The organism is Ruegeria sp. CL3, from assembly GCF_056536505.1.
In genome coordinates, this window is sequence record NZ_JBQFPT010000006.1 from 286,336 (window position 1) to 307,640 (window position 21,305).

Annotated in this window: 15 protein-coding genes and 1 tRNA gene; 9 read left to right on the forward strand and 7 right to left on the reverse strand. The window is 55.8% G+C overall.

The genetic code is table 11. The features are described from left to right. Positions 1-6 precede the first annotated feature (6 nt). The 7 genes from ACR0NO_RS11425 to ACR0NO_RS11455 all read left to right on the forward strand — a co-directional run bounded on the left by ACR0NO_RS11425 (position 7) and on the right by ACR0NO_RS11455 (position 11,453). Positions 7-1,251 (forward strand): DUF58 domain-containing protein, encoded by a 1,245-nt coding sequence (locus tag ACR0NO_RS11425; RefSeq protein ID WP_480724013.1) that lies wholly within the window; start codon positions 7-9, stop codon positions 1,249-1,251. Continuing rightward, positions 1,251-2,246, forward strand: a complete 996-nt coding sequence (locus tag ACR0NO_RS11430; RefSeq protein WP_480724014.1) for a stage II sporulation protein M — start codon at positions 1,251-1,253, stop codon at positions 2,244-2,246. Before ACR0NO_RS11425 ends, ACR0NO_RS11430 begins: the two co-directional genes overlap by 1 nt. Further along, positions 2,243-3,136, forward strand: coding sequence for an RDD family protein (locus ACR0NO_RS11435; RefSeq protein ID WP_480724015.1), 894 nt, complete (start codon positions 2,243-2,245; stop codon positions 3,134-3,136). Before ACR0NO_RS11430 ends, ACR0NO_RS11435 begins: the two co-directional genes overlap by 4 nt. A 117-nt stretch (positions 3,137-3,253) precedes the next feature. Then, on the forward strand, positions 3,254-4,057 hold the full coding sequence (locus tag ACR0NO_RS11440; protein ID WP_480724016.1) for a hypothetical protein: 804 nt from the start codon (positions 3,254-3,256) through the stop codon (positions 4,055-4,057). A 146-nt stretch (positions 4,058-4,203) separates the two neighbouring features. After that, positions 4,204-7,389 carry an ATP-binding protein gene (locus ACR0NO_RS11445; protein ID WP_480724017.1) on the forward strand — a complete coding sequence of 1,062 codons (3,186 nt, stop codon included), beginning with the start codon at positions 4,204-4,206 and terminating at the stop codon, positions 7,387-7,389. 376 nt (positions 7,390-7,765) lie between these two features. Continuing rightward, positions 7,766-9,505: a sigma-54-dependent Fis family transcriptional regulator gene (locus tag ACR0NO_RS11450; protein WP_480724018.1), complete on the forward strand. Its 1,740-nt coding sequence runs from the start codon at positions 7,766-7,768 to the stop codon at positions 9,503-9,505. A gap of 148 nt (positions 9,506-9,653) precedes the next feature. After that, entirely contained in the window at positions 9,654-11,453 is a 1,800-nt protein-coding gene (locus tag ACR0NO_RS11455) for an NAD(P)-binding domain-containing protein (RefSeq protein WP_480724019.1), read from the forward strand. Positions 11,454-11,554: 101 nt separating this feature from the next. Here the strand turns inward: ACR0NO_RS11455 and ACR0NO_RS11460 are convergent, their stop codons facing one another. The 7 genes from ACR0NO_RS11460 to ACR0NO_RS11490 all read right to left on the reverse strand — a co-directional run bounded on the left by ACR0NO_RS11460 (position 11,555) and on the right by ACR0NO_RS11490 (position 19,727). Continuing rightward, positions 11,555-14,074: a cation:proton antiporter gene (locus ACR0NO_RS11460; protein WP_480724020.1), complete on the reverse strand. Its 2,520-nt coding sequence runs from the start codon at positions 14,072-14,074 to the stop codon at positions 11,555-11,557. Between the two features lie 252 nt (positions 14,075-14,326). Further along, entirely contained in the window at positions 14,327-14,629 is a 303-nt protein-coding gene (locus ACR0NO_RS11465) for an SH3 domain-containing protein (RefSeq protein WP_480724021.1), read from the reverse strand. A 49-nt stretch (positions 14,630-14,678) separates the two neighbouring features. After that, the gene (locus tag ACR0NO_RS11470; protein WP_480724022.1) at positions 14,679-14,909 is read right to left on the reverse strand and encodes a hypothetical protein; all 231 of its coding nucleotides are present in this window, start codon (positions 14,907-14,909) and stop codon (positions 14,679-14,681) included. Between the two features lie 507 nt (positions 14,910-15,416). Further along, the gene (locus ACR0NO_RS11475) at positions 15,417-16,310 is read right to left on the reverse strand and encodes an NAD(P)-dependent oxidoreductase (protein ID WP_480724023.1); all 894 of its coding nucleotides are present in this window, start codon (positions 16,308-16,310) and stop codon (positions 15,417-15,419) included. A gap of 439 nt (positions 16,311-16,749) precedes the next feature. Continuing rightward, positions 16,750-16,899, reverse strand: coding sequence for a hypothetical protein (locus ACR0NO_RS11480; protein ID WP_480724024.1), 150 nt, complete (start codon positions 16,897-16,899; stop codon positions 16,750-16,752). Positions 16,900-17,898: 999 nt separating this feature from the next. Next, positions 17,899-17,988: transfer RNA gene (locus ACR0NO_RS11485), tRNA-Ser, on the reverse strand. A gap of 893 nt (positions 17,989-18,881) precedes the next feature. Continuing rightward, positions 18,882-19,727, reverse strand: coding sequence for a LysR family transcriptional regulator (locus ACR0NO_RS11490; protein ID WP_480724025.1), 846 nt, complete (start codon positions 19,725-19,727; stop codon positions 18,882-18,884). An 86-nt stretch (positions 19,728-19,813) separates the two neighbouring features. Between ACR0NO_RS11490 and ACR0NO_RS11495 the strand changes: the two genes are divergently transcribed. Both ACR0NO_RS11495 and ACR0NO_RS11500 read left to right on the forward strand, forming a co-directional pair. Beyond that, on the forward strand, positions 19,814-20,281 hold the full coding sequence (locus ACR0NO_RS11495; protein WP_425085770.1) for a c-type cytochrome: 468 nt from the start codon (positions 19,814-19,816) through the stop codon (positions 20,279-20,281). Between the two features lie 13 nt (positions 20,282-20,294). Continuing rightward, the gene (locus ACR0NO_RS11500) at positions 20,295-21,203 is read left to right on the forward strand and encodes a c-type cytochrome (protein ID WP_480724041.1); all 909 of its coding nucleotides are present in this window, start codon (positions 20,295-20,297) and stop codon (positions 21,201-21,203) included. The last annotated feature ends 102 nt before the right edge of the window (positions 21,204-21,305 follow it).

The window sequence follows — 21,305 nt, forward strand, 5'->3', positions numbered from 1 at the left end:
GCCTGCGTGGCGCTTGGTCTGTCACTGGTCGCCGTTGTCATGGGCGATGCAACCCGCACCGTTGCCGGGGTGCCATGGGTGGTTCTTTGCGCGCTGGCAATAGGCGACCTGCTGCTGTCCTGGCCACGTCGCCGTTCAGTCTCGGTAGAGCCGCTGGGTGATATCTTCGTGGGCGAACAGGATGAGATTGCCCTGACCGTCACCCCTGCGACCTCGGGCATGACCGGGCAGGTACACTGGCCCGAAGGGATCGAAGGACCGGCCCGGTTCGATCTGCCCAGCGGTCAGGTGCGCGTTCCGTTTCGCGCCATTCGCCGGGGAAAATGGCGCCTCTCACATCTATGGCTCGGCTGGTCTTCCCGGTTCAAACTGTTCGAATTCGTCCCGAAAATCGCCTTTGGCCTTGAACTGGCGATCGTACCCAACATCCGCCGGGTGCAATCGGGTGAGATTTCGACAACGGTCCAATCACGCCTGTTCGGTGTAAAGGAAAACCGCGCCATCGGCGAGGGCACCGAGTTTCACCAGTTACGGGATTTCGTACCCGGCATGGATGCGAACTCAATCGACTGGAAGCGGTCGGCGCGGCACCGGTCTTTGGTCGCCAAAGAGGTTCGGGCCGAGCGCAACCACCACGTGATCATCGCCTTGGACAACGGCTATCAGATGCGTGAGGAGATCGCGGGCCTGCCCAAGATCGACCATGCGATTACCGCCGCGCTGGCGACCGCCTGGGCCGCCGTCATCGGAGGGGATCTGGTCGGGCTTTACGCCTATGACGCCAAGCCGCGTATGTTCCTGCCCCCCGAACCGGGCCGCGCAGCGTTCACACGGCTGCGCAGCCGCACGGCCGAGCTGCAATACGAAAGCGTCGAAACCAACCACACCCTCGCCATGACCGAGCTGAACGGGCGCACTCCGAAACGCAGCCTGATCATTGTGTTTTCGGATTTCGTCGACACCACCTCGGCCGAGTTGATGGTCGAAAACATAAACGCGCTGGCCAAGCGGCACCTGATCGTTTTCGTCACCCTGCGCGATCCGATCCTCGAGGCGCAGGTCAACACGGCCCCGCAGGACATGAACGACGTGGCCGAGACCGTCTCGACCGGGCAGCTTCTGCGCGAGCGCCGCCTTGTACTGGAACGGCTGCAACAGATCGGCGTGACCGTAATTGACGCCGAACCGGGCGAGATCTCGGCGCGGCTGATCTCGACCTATCTGGAAATCAAAGCACGAGAGATGATCTGATGTCTGACGCTGACCTGATCCGCTCGGCCCGGTTCCGGAAAGAACGCGAAAGCGACTGGCGACGCTTGTCCGATCTGGTCGACAAGGCCGAAGGTCAGGGCCTGCACCGCATGAGCTTTCAAGAGGCGCGCGATCTGGCCGACCTCTACCGGCAGGCCACAACATCCCTGTCCATCGCGCGCGAAATCTCATTGGATCGCGGGTTGCTGGAATATCTCGAGGCGCTGACAAGCCGCGCCTATCTGAGTGTCTACGCCCCGCAACAACGGCTGGGCGGGATCATCCGCAAGTTCCTGACCAGCGGCGGGCCGCTAGCGATGCGGTCCTCGTGGCGCGTCACCTTGCTGGGGTTTCTGTGCATGGCGGCTGGTGCCATCGCCGGGTATTTCTTCTACTTCGACAATCCCGAATGGTTCTTTGTCTTCATGCCCACCGAACTGGCCGGAGGGCGCGGGCCGGATGCCAGCACGGACTATCTGCGTTCGGCCATCTATGGCGAGGAAGACGGGTCCGGGCTGGGGGCTTTTGCCACCTATCTGTTCTCGCACAACACACGCATCGCGATCTTTGTGTTTGGGCTAGGGGCATTCCTCTGCGCGCCGACGGTTCTTTTACTGTTCTATAACGGCTTGATTTTGGGAGTTTTTTACGCGCTTCACATTGATCGGGGCTTGGGCTGGGACCTGTTTGGCTGGCTGTCGATCCACGGCGTGACCGAGCTGTCAGCGATCTGCATCGCAGGCGCGGGCGGGTTGAAACTGGGCCTCGCTGTACTGTTCCCCGGCCAGCTCACACGCCGCGCGGCATTGCGGGCCGCCGGGCATGATGCGGTGAAACTTGCACTGATCGCCGCCATGATGCTGGTCGCCGCCGCGCTGCTGGAAGGCTTCGGCAGGCAGTTGGTACAGGACCGCACCACACGCATCGCCATCGGTTGGGGGATCGGTGCGCTGTGGTTGCTGTGGTTCTGCATGGGCGGAAGGAAACGGTCATGACGCAACCCAAGCTCGACCGCCTGCTGCCCCCCGAGGGTGTGCCGCTCTACTTCCGGGTTGCAGGTGTGGGCGTGCGCATGGCCGCCCAATTCGCCGATATCCTGATCACCGGGGTGGGTGCCATCGCCCTCTTCCTGCTTTTGCTGGCCATCGACGTTGTCCCGCCCGAGGCGCTTTTGGCCGTGGCCGCAATGCTGTTTTTCATCATCCGCATCCCCTACTACGCCGCGTTCGAGCTGGTGTGGAATGGCCAGACCATCGGCAAGCGCATGATGAAGATCAAGGTGGTCTCGGCCGATGGTCAGGCGCTGACGACGCAATCCCTTGTCGTTCGCAATCTGATGAAAGAGGCCGAGATTTTCCTGCCCGGCACACTGGTTCTGACCCTGAATGCCGATGCTCTGGTCCCGTCGCTGATCTCGCTGGCCTGGATACTGGGCGTGGTTGCGGTGCCGGTGTTCAATAAGCGCAGCCAGCGGTTGGGGGACATTATCGCAGGCACCTATGTGATCCACCTGCCTAAGCCGATCCTGCTGCCCGATATGTCCAAGGCGATCAAACCCGCAACTGCCACCCAGCCCCGGTTCCAGTTTCTGACCCATCAGCTTGAGCACTACGGCGCGTTCGAGTTGCAGACACTCGAAGGGTTTCTGCGCGGCGCAGCACGCTCGACCGGGCCCGAAGCGCACAAGCGGAAAAAGGAAACCATGGCCGCAATTGTCGAGCAGGTTCGGCGCAAGATCGACTATGCCGATGCGGTACGCCCCGAAGACCAGCTTGCTTTTCTCGAGGCCTTCTACAAAGCACAACGCGCCTTTCTGGAACAGCGCCAGTTGTTCGGCGACAAACGCGCCGACAAATTCCACGCCACGACCGACAAGCAAGGCTGACCACGCCTGTTGCAGATTTACCCAAGCGAGAAGCAGAAAACCGAAACTCGTCTTGAGGATGAACCCGTTCTCAAGGCTCTATCAGAGACAGAACACAAAAGTAGTTTGGAACAAAAAATGACAGATACAGCCAATCCCGAATACCCCGAGGCTCACATGCCTCTTGGCGTCGGCACCATTGTCGGCGAGACGTTTTCGATCTTTTTCAAAAAGATCCACCTTGTGCTTCTGCTGGGATTCATTCCGGCGCTGATCGAAGTCATAGTGAACAACTATGCGGTGGGGCAGTCTTTCGATGACGTTGGCACCGCCGGTTTCGACAATACCGCCTTCTATTCTGGCGTGATCGTGTCGGCTCTGATCACATTGCTCGCATATGCCGTCACCACGGCCGTGATCATACAGTTCGCTTATGACGCAAAATTGGGGCTTGCGGCGCGTATTGGCAGCTATTTCTCGGCGGCTGTCGTCAACCTGCCCGCCATTGCAGTTCTGTCGGTCGCAACGACGATTTTGTATTTTATCGGCCTTGTTTTTCTGGTCGTGCCGGGTATCTGGATCTACGCCGTGTTTTCCGTCATCGTACCGGCCATTGTGATCGACAGGGCCGGGTTCGGCGCGATGGGACGCAGCGCGACCCTGACCAAGAACTACCGTTGGCCCATCATCGGCGCGCTGATCCTGATGGGTCTATGTATTGTGCTGGTCGTCATGGTAGTCACATTTGCCTTTGCTGCCGCGTTCGGGTTCTCCGGAATTGCTGATCCAACGGCATCTTTGGGTCCCTGGGTCTTTTTTGAGGCCGCGCTCAACGCGATTGCCTATGGTTGGCTCAGCATCACCATCGCGCTGATCTTTGCTCGCCTGAAGGAGATCAAGGAAGGTGTCAGCGTCTCAGATCTGGTGGACGTGTTCAAGTAAACCAAAGACCCGCAGCCCGGTCACAGGGCTGCGGGCATCTGCGCGTCTCTGCGTGACATTTTCGCGTACATTTCACAGACCAATCACACCAACATGTCCGCAACGGCTGGCGGCGCGTGCTTTGCTGCTGTATCACTCCGGTGGTAATGCAGGACGGCGGGGTCATATCTTCACAACAACAGGGCGATCTGGGGCAGCGGCGCCAGGTCTCGGTCCTGTTTGCGGATATGGTTGGCTATACGTCGATCGTCTCGAAACTGGACGAAGAACAAGCTTTGGAGTTTGTGCGTCTGGTCTACGACACACTCTCGGGCGCGGTAACAAAACATGGTGGTACGGTCCGCGACTTTGCCGGGGACAGTATCATGGCGCTGTTCGGCATCCCTGAGGCACTAGAGGACCCGGCCGAACGGGCCTGCCGCGCCGCCGACGCCATTCATCACGCTTTCCGCGCATCCGCCCAAAAGATCGAGGCCCGCTTTGGTGTGCGCCCTCAGATGCGGGTCGGCATCAGTTCCGGCACCGTTCTGATGGCTGCCGTACAGGGCGCAGACGGCCCGGCAACAGCGGTGGGCAGCACGGTCAACATGGCGTCGCGCATCGAAAACCTGGCCCCATCGGGGGGTACGCTGATCTGCGACAAGACCCGCAGCCTTGTCGAATGGGTGACTGAGCTGCGCTTTGATGGGGAACATCAACTCAAAGGTCTCGCTGCCCCTCAGAAATTGTGGCAACTGCAATCCGTACGGGCCGATGCCTCGCGATTTGATGCCTCGGTCGCGCGTGGTCTCAGCACCTATGTGGGGCGCGAAAGCGAACTGACTCAATTGGCTGATTCATTGGCTCGGGCGCGCAACGGCGTTTCGGTGGTGGATCTGGTGGCGGAACCAGGCTTGGGCAAAACCCGGCTTGTGTTCGAGTTCCTCAACCGCCTGCCCCGCGATCAGATTGACGTCCTGACTGGCTATTGTTTTGCGGATCGGCAGCAGGTTCCCTTCCTCCCGATCATCGAGATTGTCCGAACCGGGTTCCGCATCAAGGATCAGGACAACCCAACCCGCATCGCCTACAAGATCGAAACCGGCCTGAAAGCTTGGGAGTGCTTTTCTCAACAGAATTTGGGCCTGCTGATGAACCTGCTTGGCCTGACACCACCGCCGGACGCATTGGACGGGCTTGACGGCGTTCTCATTGGCCTGCGCACCCGTGAATTGCTGCCCGAGCTGCTGAAAGCGCGATGCGCCAAGCAGCCCGTGATCCTGTTCATCGAAGACAGCCACTGGATCGACAGCGCCTCGGAAGAGCTGTTGCAGGGCATCGTCAACCGGTCGGACCTGACCAACTTGTTGCTGATCCAGACGCACCGCCCGGAATACACGCCTGCTTGGCGCGATGACGACAAGGTTCGGACCATCGCGCTGAAACCGCTGGTGACCGAGGATTTCGCCAACCTGGCGCGCAACCGGCTGGGCGTAACCACTCTGCCCGCGGGACTGGACCGGCAACTGGCCGAACGTGCCGGTGGTAACCCGCTGTTTGGCGAAGAAATCCTGACCTACTTGTTGGAGCAAGGCAGCCTTCGGGTCGACGCGACCGAGGCGCATCTGGATATCGACATGGCGCAGGCCGACCTGCCGGCCAGCATGCTGAACCTGCTGACCGCCCGCGTTGACCGCCTGTCAACCAAGGATCGGGACCTGCTGCAAGCCGCCGCCGTAATTGGGCGACGGTTTGATCCCGGTCTGCTCTCGCAACTGGCCAAAGACCCCGGCGAAACCGGTGACGCTCTGCAGCGACTTCAGGCTCAGGACGTGTTGTATCGCGACGAAAACTCCTCGGACTACGTGTTCAAGCATGTCCTACTGCGCGATGCCGTGTATCAGAGCCTTGTCGCCACCCGCCGCGCGGGCCTGCATCTGGAAGTGGCCGAGTGTCTGGTCCTGCGCAACGCAAACCGCCTGCAGGAAGTGGCCGAAATGTTGGCCTACCACTACGGCCAGACGGACCAGACCGACAAAGCGTTTCGATATACGGCGATGGCCGGGGACAAGTCTCTGGGTGTCTATTCGCTGGACGAGGCCAACAATTACTACACGGCAGCCTATGCCCTTTATGAAAGCGATCCAGACTGCGCCTCAAAGTCCGAGTTCGCTGAGTTTCTGGCCAGCTTTGCGCTGTGTTCGAACATCTCGCTCAGGGTCAAAACGATCATTGACCTTGCCGGGTCCGTGCGCCCCATCCTTGAACAGGTGGGCGACAGCTCTCATCACGCGCTGTTCCTGCACCACTACGTGTCCTGCCTTGTCTGTAATGGCAAATACCGCGAGGCCCACTGGGTGCAACAGGATCTGACCGCCATGGCCGAACGTCTGGGCGATCCGGCCTCACGGGCCTATGCCATGGTGAATGAGCTTTCGGTGTCGATCTATTTCTCGCCGATTTCAAACGCCGAATTCGAAGCCAAAGCCCGCGTGATCGAGGCCGAGCTGGAAAAGATCGACGACGCCTATATCCAGAACTTCTACCTCGCCACCATCGGTTGGAACGAACTGACCCGCGGACGAGTCGCCCGCGCGCACGCCACCGCAGACAAGATGATAGCACTGGGCAAAAAGACCAACGACCCAAGGGCTTTGGGCTATGGCACAGCGATGAAAGCCCTGATCGCCATGGTCGCCGATGACCACGAAAAGGCGCTGGCCATCGCGGAAGAGGCGCACAAGGCTTCAAAAGTCGAGTTCGAACGCGCCATCGCCGAGGCCGCCCGCGTATCCGCCATGGTGCCTACGGAAACACCCGGCGCGATCGAGATCATTGAGGCCCATATCGCCAATTGCAATGAACACGGCTGGACCCTGTTCACCATGGGCCCGGCAACGATGCTGGGAGTAGCCTATGCCCTCAAAGGACGCATCGCTGACGGGCTACGGCAGATCGAGCGTGCCGTTCAAAAACGCACGGACGAAGGCACTAAAGTGTCGGCCGATTGGGCGCGTCTGTTCCTATGCGAAATGTATCTTGCCATCCTGACCGGTGAGGGCGGAGCGTCAGCTGGCGTCTTTCTCCGGAATTTCCGCTCGATCCTTTGGGTGCTGTTCTTTGGCGAAAAGAAACTGGTTGCTATGCTGGACGAGGTGCGCAGCAACCCCCAATTCGACGACAAAGGGCACTATATAGCCCGCTGCGACATGATCCTCGGGTTGCTCTATAAAGCGCGCAAGAAGAAGCAATTGGCCGTGCAACACCTGAGCAAAGCCCGCGTCATCGTTGAAACCGCGGGCCAATCCCCGATGCTGTCCCGGATCGACACGGCTCTGGCCGAGTTGGCCTAGAAGTTTATCCGAAATGTGCCAATATTTAAGGTTGCGGCGGAGTGGAAGTGCGGAACTATGCCTGCAAGTTACTGAAAGGTATATATTGAATTTGAAAAACAGTGGGTTAAACTATTAAAGTACTGAACTGAACTTGGTGTCTAGCGGAGCAAAGCCCAAGGTTAGAATGCTAGAATTCTCGTTTCGAAACACATCGCTGCCACTCATACAAATTTCAGAGAATGACAACTCTGAGCCTAAAGGGCCCAACGCTGCGCGTTCGACGCAGGTCAGCTTGACAAGGCAAAGCGCCAAACGTCTGCCAGACGAAATTTGAACATAGGCGCGAAGCCATACTCATGCTATTTTTAAGATGGGTTTGTAGGGCGGGAAGCTGTTGGATCGCCAGCATTCAAAAGAGATTGACCGCGTCTTAAGCGGTTTCGATACAGGGCGAGACCGACTTGTCGCGGATAGCTGGCAGCGCTGTGTTGAAACCTACGGTATGGATCCCTCACGACAAGAACCTGCGCACATCCTGCCTGACACCAAATTCCGAGAACACCTAGAACAATCCGAACGTCTGATCGCGACCGCGCGCTCGGGACTTCAATCGCTGTTTGCGCAGGTGGCAGGGCAGAACTACGTCCTGCTGCTTGCGGATGCAGATGGCGTCTGCGTCGATTTCTTTGGCGACCAGAACTTCGAGGACGAACTCAGAACTGCGGGTCTTCATCTAGGTTTCAAGTGGACGGAAGAGTTGGCGGGAACGAACGGAGTGGGGTCGTGTATCGTTACGGGTCAGCCGGTGACGATTCATCAGGGCGATCATTTTTCGATTACGCATACGCCGCTGTCTTGCACGGCTGCACCTATTTTTGACACCAAAGGAGCTCTTGCGGCTGTTCTAGATGTGTCATTGTTGCGTGGACCCTCGCCAAAGGCGTCGCAGAATCTGGCGATGACATTGGTGACGAATTCCGCCCGTCGCGTCGAGATGGCAAACCTGATGGCATCGACCCGGCGCGATTGGGTCCTGCGCTTTTCAGCCAGCCCCGAATTTCTTGAGGTCGATCCCGAAGCGGCGGTTGCAGTGGACGGAGGCGGCAAGATCATCGGTATGACCTCGGGGGCCCGACGCGCTCTGGACCCGGATGGTTCGGGTCACCTGATAGGGTCGCAACTGCAGGACTGGCTTGAAATCAGTGTTGATGACATGCCCGAGTTCATGCGCGGCAGACCGTCCGAAGACCGCGTTCTGCACCTCAAGGATGGGCGCGCGCTCTATGGTCATGCCGTTGCGCCACAGACGCCGCAGATGACGGCAGCTTTGCGCAAACGGGAACAGGTTCTGCCTGGTGCCCTTGGTAGCTTTGCAGGGCCAGATGCGGGTCTTAAGCAACTATTGAACAAAGCTGCCCGTCTTGCGCCGACCAATCTGCCGCTTTTGCTGACCGGTGAAAGCGGGACGGGCAAGACCAAGCTGGCGCGCGCGATCCATATGGCTGATCCTGCGACACAGGATTTCCACACCGTGATCTGTTGCGATACGCCAACATTCAATTTCTGCCATGGTATCGAACCTGGCACACTGTTCCTGCGTGGCGTTGAAGACCTGAGCGAGCCTGCTCAGGCCTCTCTTTTGGCAGTGCTTGAGCGGCGGGCTGATCTGAGGATCATCGCCTCATGTCGACAGCCCCCTGCGGGATTGCAGGGCAGTCTGCGCGAAGATCTGCTGCACCGGATTGTGGGGGCTACATTGTCTGTGCCGCCTTTGCGCCACCGTGCGGATCTGGATTGGTTGATTGATCGTCTGCTTCGACGGTTTGCCAGCCATGATATTCGCCTGTCGACCGCTGCCCGCGCCGACCTGAAATCACGATTGTGGCGCGGCAATATTCGTGAACTGGAACATCTGCTGCAAAGTTCGGTCGCCCTGTGTCAGGACAACATCATCGACTTAACGGATTTGCCCGCCCCGGCGCTCGCCCCTACGCAAAAGCAGGACTCAGATGATCTGGAAGCACTTTTGCGTGCCTGCGATTGGAACATGTCCCAACTGGCAAGGCGCCTTGGTGTGAACCGATCGACGATCCTGCGCCGTATGCGAAAGGCCGGGCTTAGACCGCCCACTTAGACGCATATGTACCCGTGTTGCGCCCTTGTTGCACGCGCAACAAGCCCTTGCATTTTTAGACTGAACTAAGTGTTGAGGCGCCAAATCCGCTTGCCCGAAGGGTCGCGGATTTGCCAGCCTTCTGCTCCGTGGAGATAGGGAGGATGACATGCTCGACACAACACTCTCGGATCAGGTTCAGGGGTTTCTGGATGACTTCGGCGCGGCTTTGTCCCAAGTCGATATCGATGCCGCCTGCGATATGTTCCAGGACGATTGCTATTGGCGCGATCTGGTAAGCTTTACCTGGAATATTAAAACGGTTGAGGGCAAGGCGCAGGTAGCAGATATGCTCGCGCATCAGTTGGCCACAACCAAGCCGAGTGGTTGGAAAATAGCTGAAGGTGAAGTTCCAACTGAAGACGGCGGAATAACCACCGCTTGGATCGAGTTCGAAACCGAAGTGGCACGCGGCTACGGGTTGATCCGCCTCAAGGATGGCAAGATTTGGACATTGCTGACCACGATGGTCGAGCTGAAAGGTCATGAAGAGCCCAAAGGGTTCAACCGTCCACTTGGGGCCAAGCACGGTGCGGGCAAACACAGGACCACATGGGCAGAAGAACGGGCGCAGGAAGAGGCTGAACTGGGTTACGAAACACAGCCCTACTGCGTCATCATCGGCGGTGGTCAGGGCGGGATCGCTATGGGCGCGCGGCTGCGTCAGCTGGGTGTACCGACGATCATCGTTGAACGGAATGATCGGCCCGGCGACAGTTGGCGCAATCGCTACAAATCCCTCTGCCTGCACGACCCGGTCTGGTACGACCATCTGCCCTATATCAAGTTCCCGGAAAACTGGCCCGTCTTCTCGCCCAAGGACAAGATCGGTGACTGGCTTGAGATGTACACCAAGGTGATGGAGCTGAACTATTGGACGCACACGACGGCCAAATCCGTCACGTTTGACGAAGACAGGGGCGAATGGACCATCACGGTGGACCGGGACGGCGAAGAGGTTGTACTGCGGCCCAAGCAACTGATCATGGCGACGGGGATGTCCGGCAAGAAACGCATGCCTGATTTTCCGGGTATGGATGTTTTCAAAGGCGAACAGGTGCATTCGTCGGAACATGAAGGTCCTGACAAATGGGCCGGTAAAAAGGTCGTTGTGGTGGGGTCCAACAACTCGGCCCACGACATCTGCGCCGCGCTCTGGGAAAACGATGCCGATGTGACCATGGTGCAGCGGTCCTCAACCCATATTGTCCGCTCTGACACCCTCATGGAAATCGGACTGGGCGATCTCTATTCTGAACGTGCGGTGCAGTCTGGCATGACGACCGAAAAGGCCGATCTGATCTTTGCTTCGCTGCCCTATCGCATTCTTCATGAATTCCAGATTCCAGCCTATGCCGCGATGAAAGAACAGGACAAAGAGTTCTATGACGGGTTGGAAAAGGCCGGGTTCTGGCTGGATTGGGGCGATGATGACAGCGGGCTGTTTATGAAATACCTGCGTCGCGGATCGGGCTACTACATCGATATAGGGGCCAGCCAGTTGATCATTGATGGCGAGATCAAGCTGAAACGGGGTCAGGTCACCGCGCTTGATGAAACCGGAGTTATCCTTGATGACGGCACGCATCTGGATGCCGATCTGGTGGTCTATGCGACGGGGTATAATTCGATGAACGGCTGGGTGGCGGACCTGATGGGTCAGGAAATGGCGGATCGGCTTGGGAAATGCTGGGGTCTGGGCTCTGACACAACCAAGGACCCGGGGCCTTGGGAAGGCGAGCAACGCAATATGTGGAAGCCGACACAGGTTCCAAACCTCTGGATGCATGGTGGAAACCTGCATCAGTCCCGGCATTATTCACAGTTCCTATCGCTGCAAATAAAGGCCCGGATGGAGGGTATTCCGACGCCGGTCTACGGCCTTCAAGAAGTGCATCACCTCAGTTAAAGCATTCGCTTCGACCAAAAAATGGACATCGCGCTATCGCGAAATGAAAAAACAGTTGTAGCGGTTCCATTCTAATTGATGAGCTTTCTTTACAGCTATCCTTAATCAGGAGAATCTTCATGCTCGTCCAGGTCCAACACCGCAGGGTCGATCATGCGTTTGCTGGCGCTCATCTTGACAGAGTTCCGCATGGCCTTGCTTCGCCGCAGCAAGCGCCGGAATCTTGCTTCGTCAAGCATAAGCAGTGTCGAGGGCGCCAGCGCTCGCGCATTTACCCGACGGGGCCGTTTCATGAGCATGGCCAATTGCCCAAACATTTCGCCACGACCTAAACGTGTGGTGTGTCTGCCGAACTCCACTTCGACGGCTCCAGAAGCGATGAAAAACACACTCCGGGTCAATTCATCTTTGGAAAGTATCGTGTCACCCGCGTTGGCGTAGCGCGTACGCAGCGCTCTACTGAGTTTTCGCAATGAAGCTTTGTCGAGATCAGAGAATAGTGGAAACTGCCTGACCAGATCCCGCCTCTTCAGGGCAATGTCCAGTACAGGACGCCCTTCGGATAAAGCACGTCGTGCCGCCACTTCCTGCATCAACACCGAATAGAGCTCTTCGCCTACCAGGCCATCCTCGCGCATGACCGCGTATTCTCGCTCCTCCAGTCGCAATGCTGTCCTTCGGATGAACCGCCGCTCCAGCTTTTCCGCATAACCTGGATATTGGAGCCGTAATCCTTCAAGCGCTGTCTCAACCGCCTCGGATCGGCGCTCCAACAGGTCGTCTAGCAACTCCGCAACCCGGCGACCGTGGATCCGGCGTATGCGACCAAGGACAAACCCATCGAGATCTCGAAGGATCAGACGTTGCATGAGCAGTCTTTCGAACCTGTCCGCTGTTATACGAGTGAGCGGAAACGAGATTCGTAGGCGGTTGTGCAGGAAAACGGCGATCCGAAAAGACTTGCCATAGACGACAGATCGATTGGACGCGCGCTGATAGCCGATCCGCCCACCGGTCCTTGCGCCTTCAATGAGCCGATCCGCGTCTGACAGAATTTTTTCGCTGAGAACGGATGACATGGTGCGCTCTCGCATTCGGGCCAAAACTGAATCCCGCTCTGCACCGGCTAACGCAATAAGGCCAAGCGTGATCCGGTCACGATCCAGGATCTCCGCGCTGTCTTCGGCGGCTTTTACAGCCTCGTCGAGGCGTTCGCTAAATTGTTTGGCTTCGTTTCTTACAATTTGGTGGGTCAAGTCGTAGTTTTCCGCAGTGCGAGACATATCCTCGCGGACTGATTGCAAGGCGACTGCGACCACCTGGCGCGACAATGCCGTATCAAGCGGAGTGAGTTTGTCGAGTCCTAGCTTTGTGATCACCGTTCGCAAGGTTGTCCCTTGGACAATCAGTGTAAACAGCGTAAAGCCAGTGGCCAAAATGCCGACCAGACGCTTTGTTTCGAGCGGTACTTGAGTGCTTTCGGTGACTGCTAGTGCCAATGCCAAAGTCACAGCGCCCCGCAGCCCACCCCAAAGCATTGCGGTGCGATAGGGGTGTTCCACAACTGGCGACAGACCGATTGTCGTGAGCAAGGGCAACAAGCCGAACAGAACCGCCGCCCGCGCCAGTGTTGCTGCAAGAACCACCACTGCCAACAGGCCAAAGTCAGACGGCTGCACCCCTTCCAAAAGCCGAGGTATCAACAATGCTGCAAGAATAAAAATTAGCGCTCCGGCCCAGTGTGCAAGAAGATCCCATACTTCTTGCAGATTTGTCCATGCGATCGGTGACAAACGACCGGGGCCGGTGAGGTTGAGCGTTAGTCCTGTGATCACAACTGCGATAACACCCGAAGCCCCGACGCTTTGTTCCGCAACGATATAGGCGAGGTACGGCAGCGCGACAGAAATTGAAATTTGTGCCTTGTCCCAACGGTCTACGAAGGCCATCATCCAAACCGCTATACGCGCCATAAGCCAACCGGTGAGTGCTCCGCCGGCGATCAACAGCGGAAACTGCCCCACGGCTTCATTTAATGATGGATCAGGTCTCCCGAGCATCACAAAGCTCATGAATAGCCCGAAAAGAGCAATCGCGGCAGCATCGTTCAGGAGGCTTTCACCCTCGATTATTCGCGACAACCTGCGTGGTGCGGAGATTGACCTAAAAATGCTGACAACCGCCGAGGGATCTGTTGTCGATACGATAGCACCAATCAACAGGCAAGCGACCAACGGTAAGGCACTTACCCAACTGAGCGCATAGCCAATGGAAAGTGTCGCCACAATCACAGCCACGACGGCCATCATCAGGATGGGCATCCAGTCATCCAGCATCCTGCGCAGGTTCATGCCGAGTGTCGCCTGGAAGAGCAACGTTGGCAGAAAAACATAGAGGAAGACGTCTGACCGGATCGGCAAATCAATAATCGCCTGCGCTCCCGGGTTCAGTGCATCCGTCAAGTCAGTGTTGAGAAAGAACGTTGCGCCAAGTCCGATCACTATCCCCAGGACCGCTAAGATAACGCTGTAAGGCAGGCGCATACGTGCAGCCAACGGTTCTGCCACGCCGATTACAACAAAAAATGAAGTGATGATGGTCGTAATGACGACAATATCCATTACTACGTATTACCTGAGAACTCGAATTAAGGGAATTCGCCCCTTCAACAGGATCGGCTTTGCGGGATCAACGTGTTGGCTCAAAAACATCAACGTTCACTAAGGGTTCGGAGCAGTCGCTCGCTGCCATTCGGTTGAATAGCTACTATGCTTGCAATATTGGCCGAATTTAGGACAACACCTTAACCGACTCAATTTTGGTTCTTCTGACAAAATCTGGGCATCTAAGATGGCACCGCAACAAAGTTATACTTACAACTTTCGCAAATATGCCCAAGAGACAAATCCCTTTAGGCCACGCGCACGTTGCAAGGACACGCGGCACCAACGGGTGCCGCCGGTCTGCTCGCAACTGTGAACTCTTAAAGCGGTTCCATTTGGAAGGCCCACGATCACATTGAACCCTATTCCCGGTCCTGCACGCAATTTCAGCATGCTTCCGTCTTCAACGCCAAAAACCTCGTATTGCCCGAGAGAAGCTGCCGTTGCGGATTGAGCCAAGACATTGGTGCCTAGGAAAAATGCCACTAAGGGCAAGAAGATTGCACTTCGCATAACGTTAACCTGCCTGTTTCCTCAAATGCAGTCTTAGCGCCTCCGATCATCAAGCGTAACTCCTTGACCAAAGAACGCGCACGTTTAAACCGGCTATTGAACCAAGATTTTTAAGTATGCCGAAGGTCAGGTTTGGGCTCAACTTGGCCATCTGAACATTTTTCTCAGATGACAGCTTATGAACGGAAAGAAGACACACAAAGGTGTGGCAGTGCGGGTTAGGGCCTGCCTCTACTGTCCAAAAACTCTTTATCAGGCTCTTGATATCCAGCTCCTTCATGGCTGCACACCCTCACAACAATGATTATGAAGAGTGCCATCAGGATTGCTCTGGCACTTGGGGTTTGGAGTAAGTATTTCATTTTTCATTTTTATTGTTGCGTGAGTGACTTGGCAAAGAAGTCCCGCGTCTTTTCATTCAGCCCGCCAGTTGAGCTCAACTAACCGGCAGCAGGCCGCATTTGGAAGCGGTTCGGAGGAGGTCAATTGATAGGTTTTTGCTCCGAGCGCCAACAGTTCGTGAGCATCCGTGATTTGAGGTATCCGGATTTCAAAGCAACAAAAGACAACCACTCTGTAAATTTAACGACGTCAGTGTTAGTAGCGCGGTTTTACGAAGGCTTTGATGTTAAGAAGGAAATGACGCAGGATCAAACCTTCCATTCAAACGCCAAGGCAAAGAAACTTCTCGGTTTTGATCCTCAGCATGATTGTCGGGACTACCTGAAATCAAAGTTCCTGCATCTTAAAGATTTCGCTCTTACCTGCGCGCACAACGCGACCAGAACTACGCCTTGGATACGCCGTTTCTCGCAGCCACGAAATCGACAAGGTGAGGAACATAGTCGTTCGGCCCATCACCTCCAGCGGCAAGCGCCATAGCAAAACTGTTTTTTGCGGCGTTTCCGATTGGATTGGACAGCCCCACTTCATCTGCCATGGCTTCGAGGTAACGCAAATCTTTTAGAGCATTGGATAGGGTGAATTTGTGGGACTCTCGATTACCTTCAACCGCGTACCCCATGAAGGTTTGATAAAACCCGCAATCCATCCTGCTGCCACGAATGACCGAGTCGAATTCTTTGGTGGAAATTCCGACTTTTTCGGACAGTGCCAACGCTTCTGAATAGAGCGCCGCGTACCCCAGTGAAAGAAAGTTATTCAGAAGCTTCATTTTGTGCCCTGCAGCACATGGGCCAATGTGAACGATGGTCTTTGCCCAAGCTGCGATAACAGGCTTCAACCGCTCAAAAACAACAGGGTCAGCGCCGACCATGGTCGCCAGCTCTCCGTTCTGTGCCTGCACCGGTGTCCCGCCCAACGGCGCGTCCGCCATATGGTGACCGGCCTGCGCTAACTTTTTTGCGAGTGCCATAGTGGAATTCGGGTCTGACGTGGAACAATCCACAATGACGCTACCGGCCTGCATGGTTGGCATCATGGCCGCGACAATTGCCTCGACCTGAGGTGAACCGGGTGCACAAATATGGATAACTGAGGAACCTGCAGCGAGCTCCGCGAGGTTTTCCGCCTCCATCGCACCCTGAGCGACCAAGTCACCGACAGGGCCACGGTTTCGATGAGCAACCACATTAACTTTGAAGCCGGCTTTTAGCAGATTTGCGGCCATACCCTGACCCATCAAGCCAACACCAACAAATCCTATCGTTTCTTCGCTCATCGAGGTCTCCCTTTACCATTCACGGAGAGTCAGTGTGGACTAGTACAGAATGAAAAAGCAATGGTGGCTTAACTTTGCTTCGTGAACCAAGGCGCAGGACGCAGCGAATGAACGTTTCTAGTCCTTTTCGACAGATGCTGCGCTTGAACCAAGTGTCTGCATTGTGCTCGAAACAGTCGTTCCTTGAATTCAACTTTAAGTCTGCTCTGCGCGCTAACCGGTCATTCATTCTAAACGTATGAAGGCAGAAGAATGGAACAAATCGGATCGCTCCCATCTGGATCGCCAGCATTTCTTCGATCTCGTCTTGCGGTTTAACCCCGGCAACAACCGACATCACAAAGTTCGATGTTGTCTCCGAGACAGAACTGTCCTGCTGTACGGGAGTCGCGACTTGATCCATAACGCCTTCGAAGAACGGGTAGTCTGCTGTGCCAAGCTAATGCATCGCCAACCCCAAGATTTCTGCCGCCTCGTTCATCGACAGAATCACCTTGCCGTTGTTGCTGCCGTTAGAGCGGGAGTGAAGCTCCAGCCAGAGCTTCACTGCAGGTCCGGACAGAGCCCGCAATGCCGGAGATTTGATCATGGCGTAGGGCAGAGGGACTTATTGGCCCTCATCTGACCGTTTGCCCTTCGGAGATCGACGCCTACTCATCGCGGCACCTCCTCTGGAAATGCTCGGGAATGGCATCTGACTTCGGAACGTCGCAGCCGATATGCGCACGGACGAGCCGGGTCAGACCGGATTTGGACACACAGTACCCTAGCGTGTCCCATGCTGCTCCCCCAGCGGGAAATTGGGGGCTCTGGCGCTGAAACAGCCATTGGACGCCGTCCCGACATACGGCGATGCGGTAGACACCATGGCGCAAGAGCTCGCCGCTGTAGTTGTCAGCGGTTTCTCGATGATCAGTCCGGGGAAGCGAGCATGTGTCTAGCCCCCTGTCGTGTGAGGTATTGATCGACTTGGAAAGGGAGATATCAGCCATGCTCGATCCTTCCTTTCCCTACGATCACCCGTTCGACCGGGTGGCTCAGGGGCGACTAGTAGTACCGGCGCTTGTTTTGTCTTGTCGGCGCGGGGCATCCTGTGGCATCAACTGGACTTGCTAGGTTGGCAGTTGATGTCACTGGAAAAGCCCCATGTCCGCGCTTGGAGTTGGGGTTTTTCACTATGTAGCCTGGTTGTCGGGATCGGTGCGCCGCGCCGCCAGCCAGGCGTTCAGATCCGCGTTGTAACAAGCGATCCTCCGTCCGATGCGGATAAGCCGAAATCCGTGCGCAGCGGAACACCCTTGTGGTTCTCGTGTCTTTTGACCGTTACGCGCACGATCCAGCGCAGCGCATCAGAGGGATCAACAAAAAGATACAGTCCAGAACCGTCGCCATGCCGACCCAGGCCAAGATTATCTACCAGCTTCCCGCAGAGCGCAGCCATTAAAATACCACAAAATATACCACTCAATGAGATGTACTAAGGTTAACTTAGTAACGCTCAAGATGAAACGATGAGATAGTAAACGCTGATAATTTATAGCTAAACGGCAAGTTAGAAAGGACGCGCCAGTTATCCGAAATAGGTTTATGGCGGAGACGAAGGGATTCGAACCCTCGAGACGGTTTCCCGCCTACTCCCTTAGCAGGGGAGCGCCTTCGACCACTCGGCCACGTCTCCACGGACGGGTATATCCGTGCAAGCAGCGGAAGTACAAGGGCATTTCTTCAGGGATTGGATTTTTTTACAGACCCGCGCGAAGCTGTTGAAATAGCGCAAAATAGCGATTTTTGACTGGGGGCATTCACCTGTTCAAGCTGCGCATTACTGTTCACAATCATGATCAAACAAAAAAAAATCGAAGCTTGCGCGAGTGGCCGTTGCATGTTGCACTAGTTCAAAGACTTTAGATCACGCGGCGGTCGCAGTATTCGGCTAACACCGTCGAAAAGGGTGGTGTGGGTTCTGACTATCCTCAGATCACCGAATGAAAGGTGTTGTCAAGATGGATCACGAACCGGGCATGGACCAGACACAAAAAACGGTTCAGGGCGGCTTGTTTGGTACTTTGTTCGACTGTGATGTTTGCGGGAGTAGGAATTGAACCTGTGACCTTCAGGTTATGAGCCTGACGAGGTGAAGACGTTAAGCGATAGATCCATTGGATCAATTGTAGTCTGAACGGGCTGTTTTGGATTTTCTGACGCTGGTTGCGGGAGGGCGCAACCGCCATTGTCGAACGCAGTTAAAATGCATGATTAAAGCGTATTCCTTCTGAAAGCAGACGTTCCTATCAAAACAGTTGTATGACCGCATTGAGCCCAAAGGCGACTTAGGCTATGGGCGCAGCATCTGTCGTTTTGGGCGGGAAGCGGTCATTCGCTGCGGTATACGCCAAGGGCTGCTCTGCTCAAATAAGCGCCAGAAACTTCGGTCATCGTAGTGACTGCTCCACTGCCCAAAGTGGCCTTCGTGCTGCCAGTTCGTTAGCTTGGATGTGGGTTTTAAGCCGCTATGTATTGTATCTTCTGAGAGCGAAGCCCGAGTGCTCGGGACTGAATTTGATAACAACGTCATCCAGAAAGAACAATGGCTAAGCGTTCACCCAACGCACGTTGAACGATAGCAAATCTGGGAGTGTTCGCTATTTCGTCCAGCGTCGCTACCCAGAGCGGAACCTCAATTTCTGGAGTCACGTCGTGCGACCTTCGAAGCCGGGAATCCGGGTCGCCAAAAAACGTGGGTAAAAACGTTTTACCGACTCCTGCAGCGGCCATCTCTCGTAGAACCAAAAAACTGTCTGCCCCGCTGGTCATTTCGTCAGCACTGACATTCGCCTCCAGCCATTTGGCAGGAAGTGAACGGCTTAACGCCCCATCAAGCCTCATCCATTTGCTATTGGGAGAGCCGTCGTCAAAGACTCCGAAAGACAGTTTTCCTGCAAGCTGCCCTATCAGCCCCTCATCGAGCTTTATCGATGGCCGCACGGCGATGTCTGCGCTCAACCGGGATAGATCATGGTGACTATTTCCGCTTAATAAAGTCAGTTTCAGGCCGGGGTAAAGCTGTGAGATCTCATTTAGTATTGGAGGTAGAACAATCTGGCAAAGACTGTCAGTTGATGTAATTCGCACATGACCTACTGGGGAACGATTGGCTCCCACGATTGCCCGCTCTACCGAAAGAACCGCCTCTTCGACGCTTTCCATGGCCGAGAGAATTGCACTGGCTTCTGGCAGAACCGAATACCCTGACGGGCTTTTCTGAAAAATCCGGCAGCCATTGCGCTCTTCGAATGCGGCCACCCTTCGCAAGACTGTAGCATGCGTGACGCCCATGGCCGACGCCGCCGCGTTCAACGAACCGTATTTGCTTACAGCAAGCGCATATCGAATGTCGTCCCAGTTTTCGTTGTTCATAAATTAACAAGTGACGACGAAGAACAAACAATTACAAGTAAATTCGTTCAAGTTATCGTTCAGACTATTGAACAGGGAGACACACCATGATGAAGAAATTTTCGATCTTTGCGGCCGGTCTGTTCTCGGTGGCCGCAATTGGCACAGCCATCGCACACCAAAGCGAAAACCCGGCTGTTAAGGCTCGGACCTCGATCATGCAGCTCTATGCATTCAATCTTGGTACACTTGGCGGCATGGCCAAAGGCGAGGTGGATTATGATGCCGAGGCCGCAACACGGGCTGCAAACAACCTTGTTGTGCTCACGCAGATCGACCAATCCGCGATGTGGCCTCAAGGATCTGACAATGTGTCCGATCCGTCCTCTCGAGCGCTACCTGCGATCTGGGAAAACTTCCCTGACGTTGGTGCGAAAGGGCAGGCCATGGCAGACGCCGCTGTTGCGATGCAGGCTGCAGCAGGGCAAGATGTTGAAGCCCTGAAAGCTGCGATGGGCGACCTGGGTGGAAGCTGTTCTGCATGTCACAAAGCTTACAGAGCACCGAAAGAATAAATGGCAGATAGCCATGAAGCGGTTTTTCTTTTTCACCGCTTTCGTTGCACTTGTGGTTGGGTTGGCAGGTTTGGTGCTGACCCGACCGCAAAGAATGGATCAGTCTCAACTCGATGGTTTGAAACCAGATCTCGCCAGAGGTGAAATCGTATTCCACGCCGCGGGATGCGCATCCTGTCATTCAGCGCCGGAAGCGGTTGGTGAGGACAAGCTTATGCTCGCCGGCGGTCGTAGGTTCGAGACGGATTTTGGCACGTTCATTGCCCCCAACATTTCCAGTGACCCGGAAGTTGGTATTGGGTCCTGGTCTGCCCTGGATCTGGCCAATGCCTTGATCCATGGGACCGGACCCGAAGGACAGCACTATTTTCCAGCTTTTCCTTATACATCTTACACCAACATGTCGGCAGACGACGTCGTTTCGCTTCACGCATTTCTCGGCACGCTGCCAGCGGCCGCAGCCGAAAGCGAGGTGCATGAGGTTGGCTTTCCCTTCAACATTCGACGCGGACTGGGCGGATGGAAGCATTTGTTCATGTCGCCAGGATGGGTGCTCGATGGAGATCTGACCGACCAACAACGACATGGCCGGTACTTGGTGGAGGCTCTTGGCCACTGCGCCGAATGCCATACGCCACGCAACGGCTTAGGGGGTGTGCAACGCGATCTCTGGTTGACAGGAGCGCCAAACCCCAGCGGAAAGGGACGTATCCCCGGCCTGACCTCAGACCAGCTTGATTGGTCTGAGGCAGACATTGCCGAATACCTCAAATCTGGCTTCACCCCGGATTATGACAGCGCAGGTGGTGAGATGGTGGACGTCATCGAGAACACATCACGCCTCACGGATGAGGACCGTTTGGCGATTGCCGCCTATCTCAAAGCTGTTCCTGTTTCGTCGACTGGGCTTCCATCAGAGTAACAGTCGTTCGGCGCAATGCTGCGGGGGCCAGATGCTGTTGCCGGTCGCCAGTAGGAAGCTGTGAGGCCTATTCCCTTTTTACCAAACACCTGTTTTACGTTT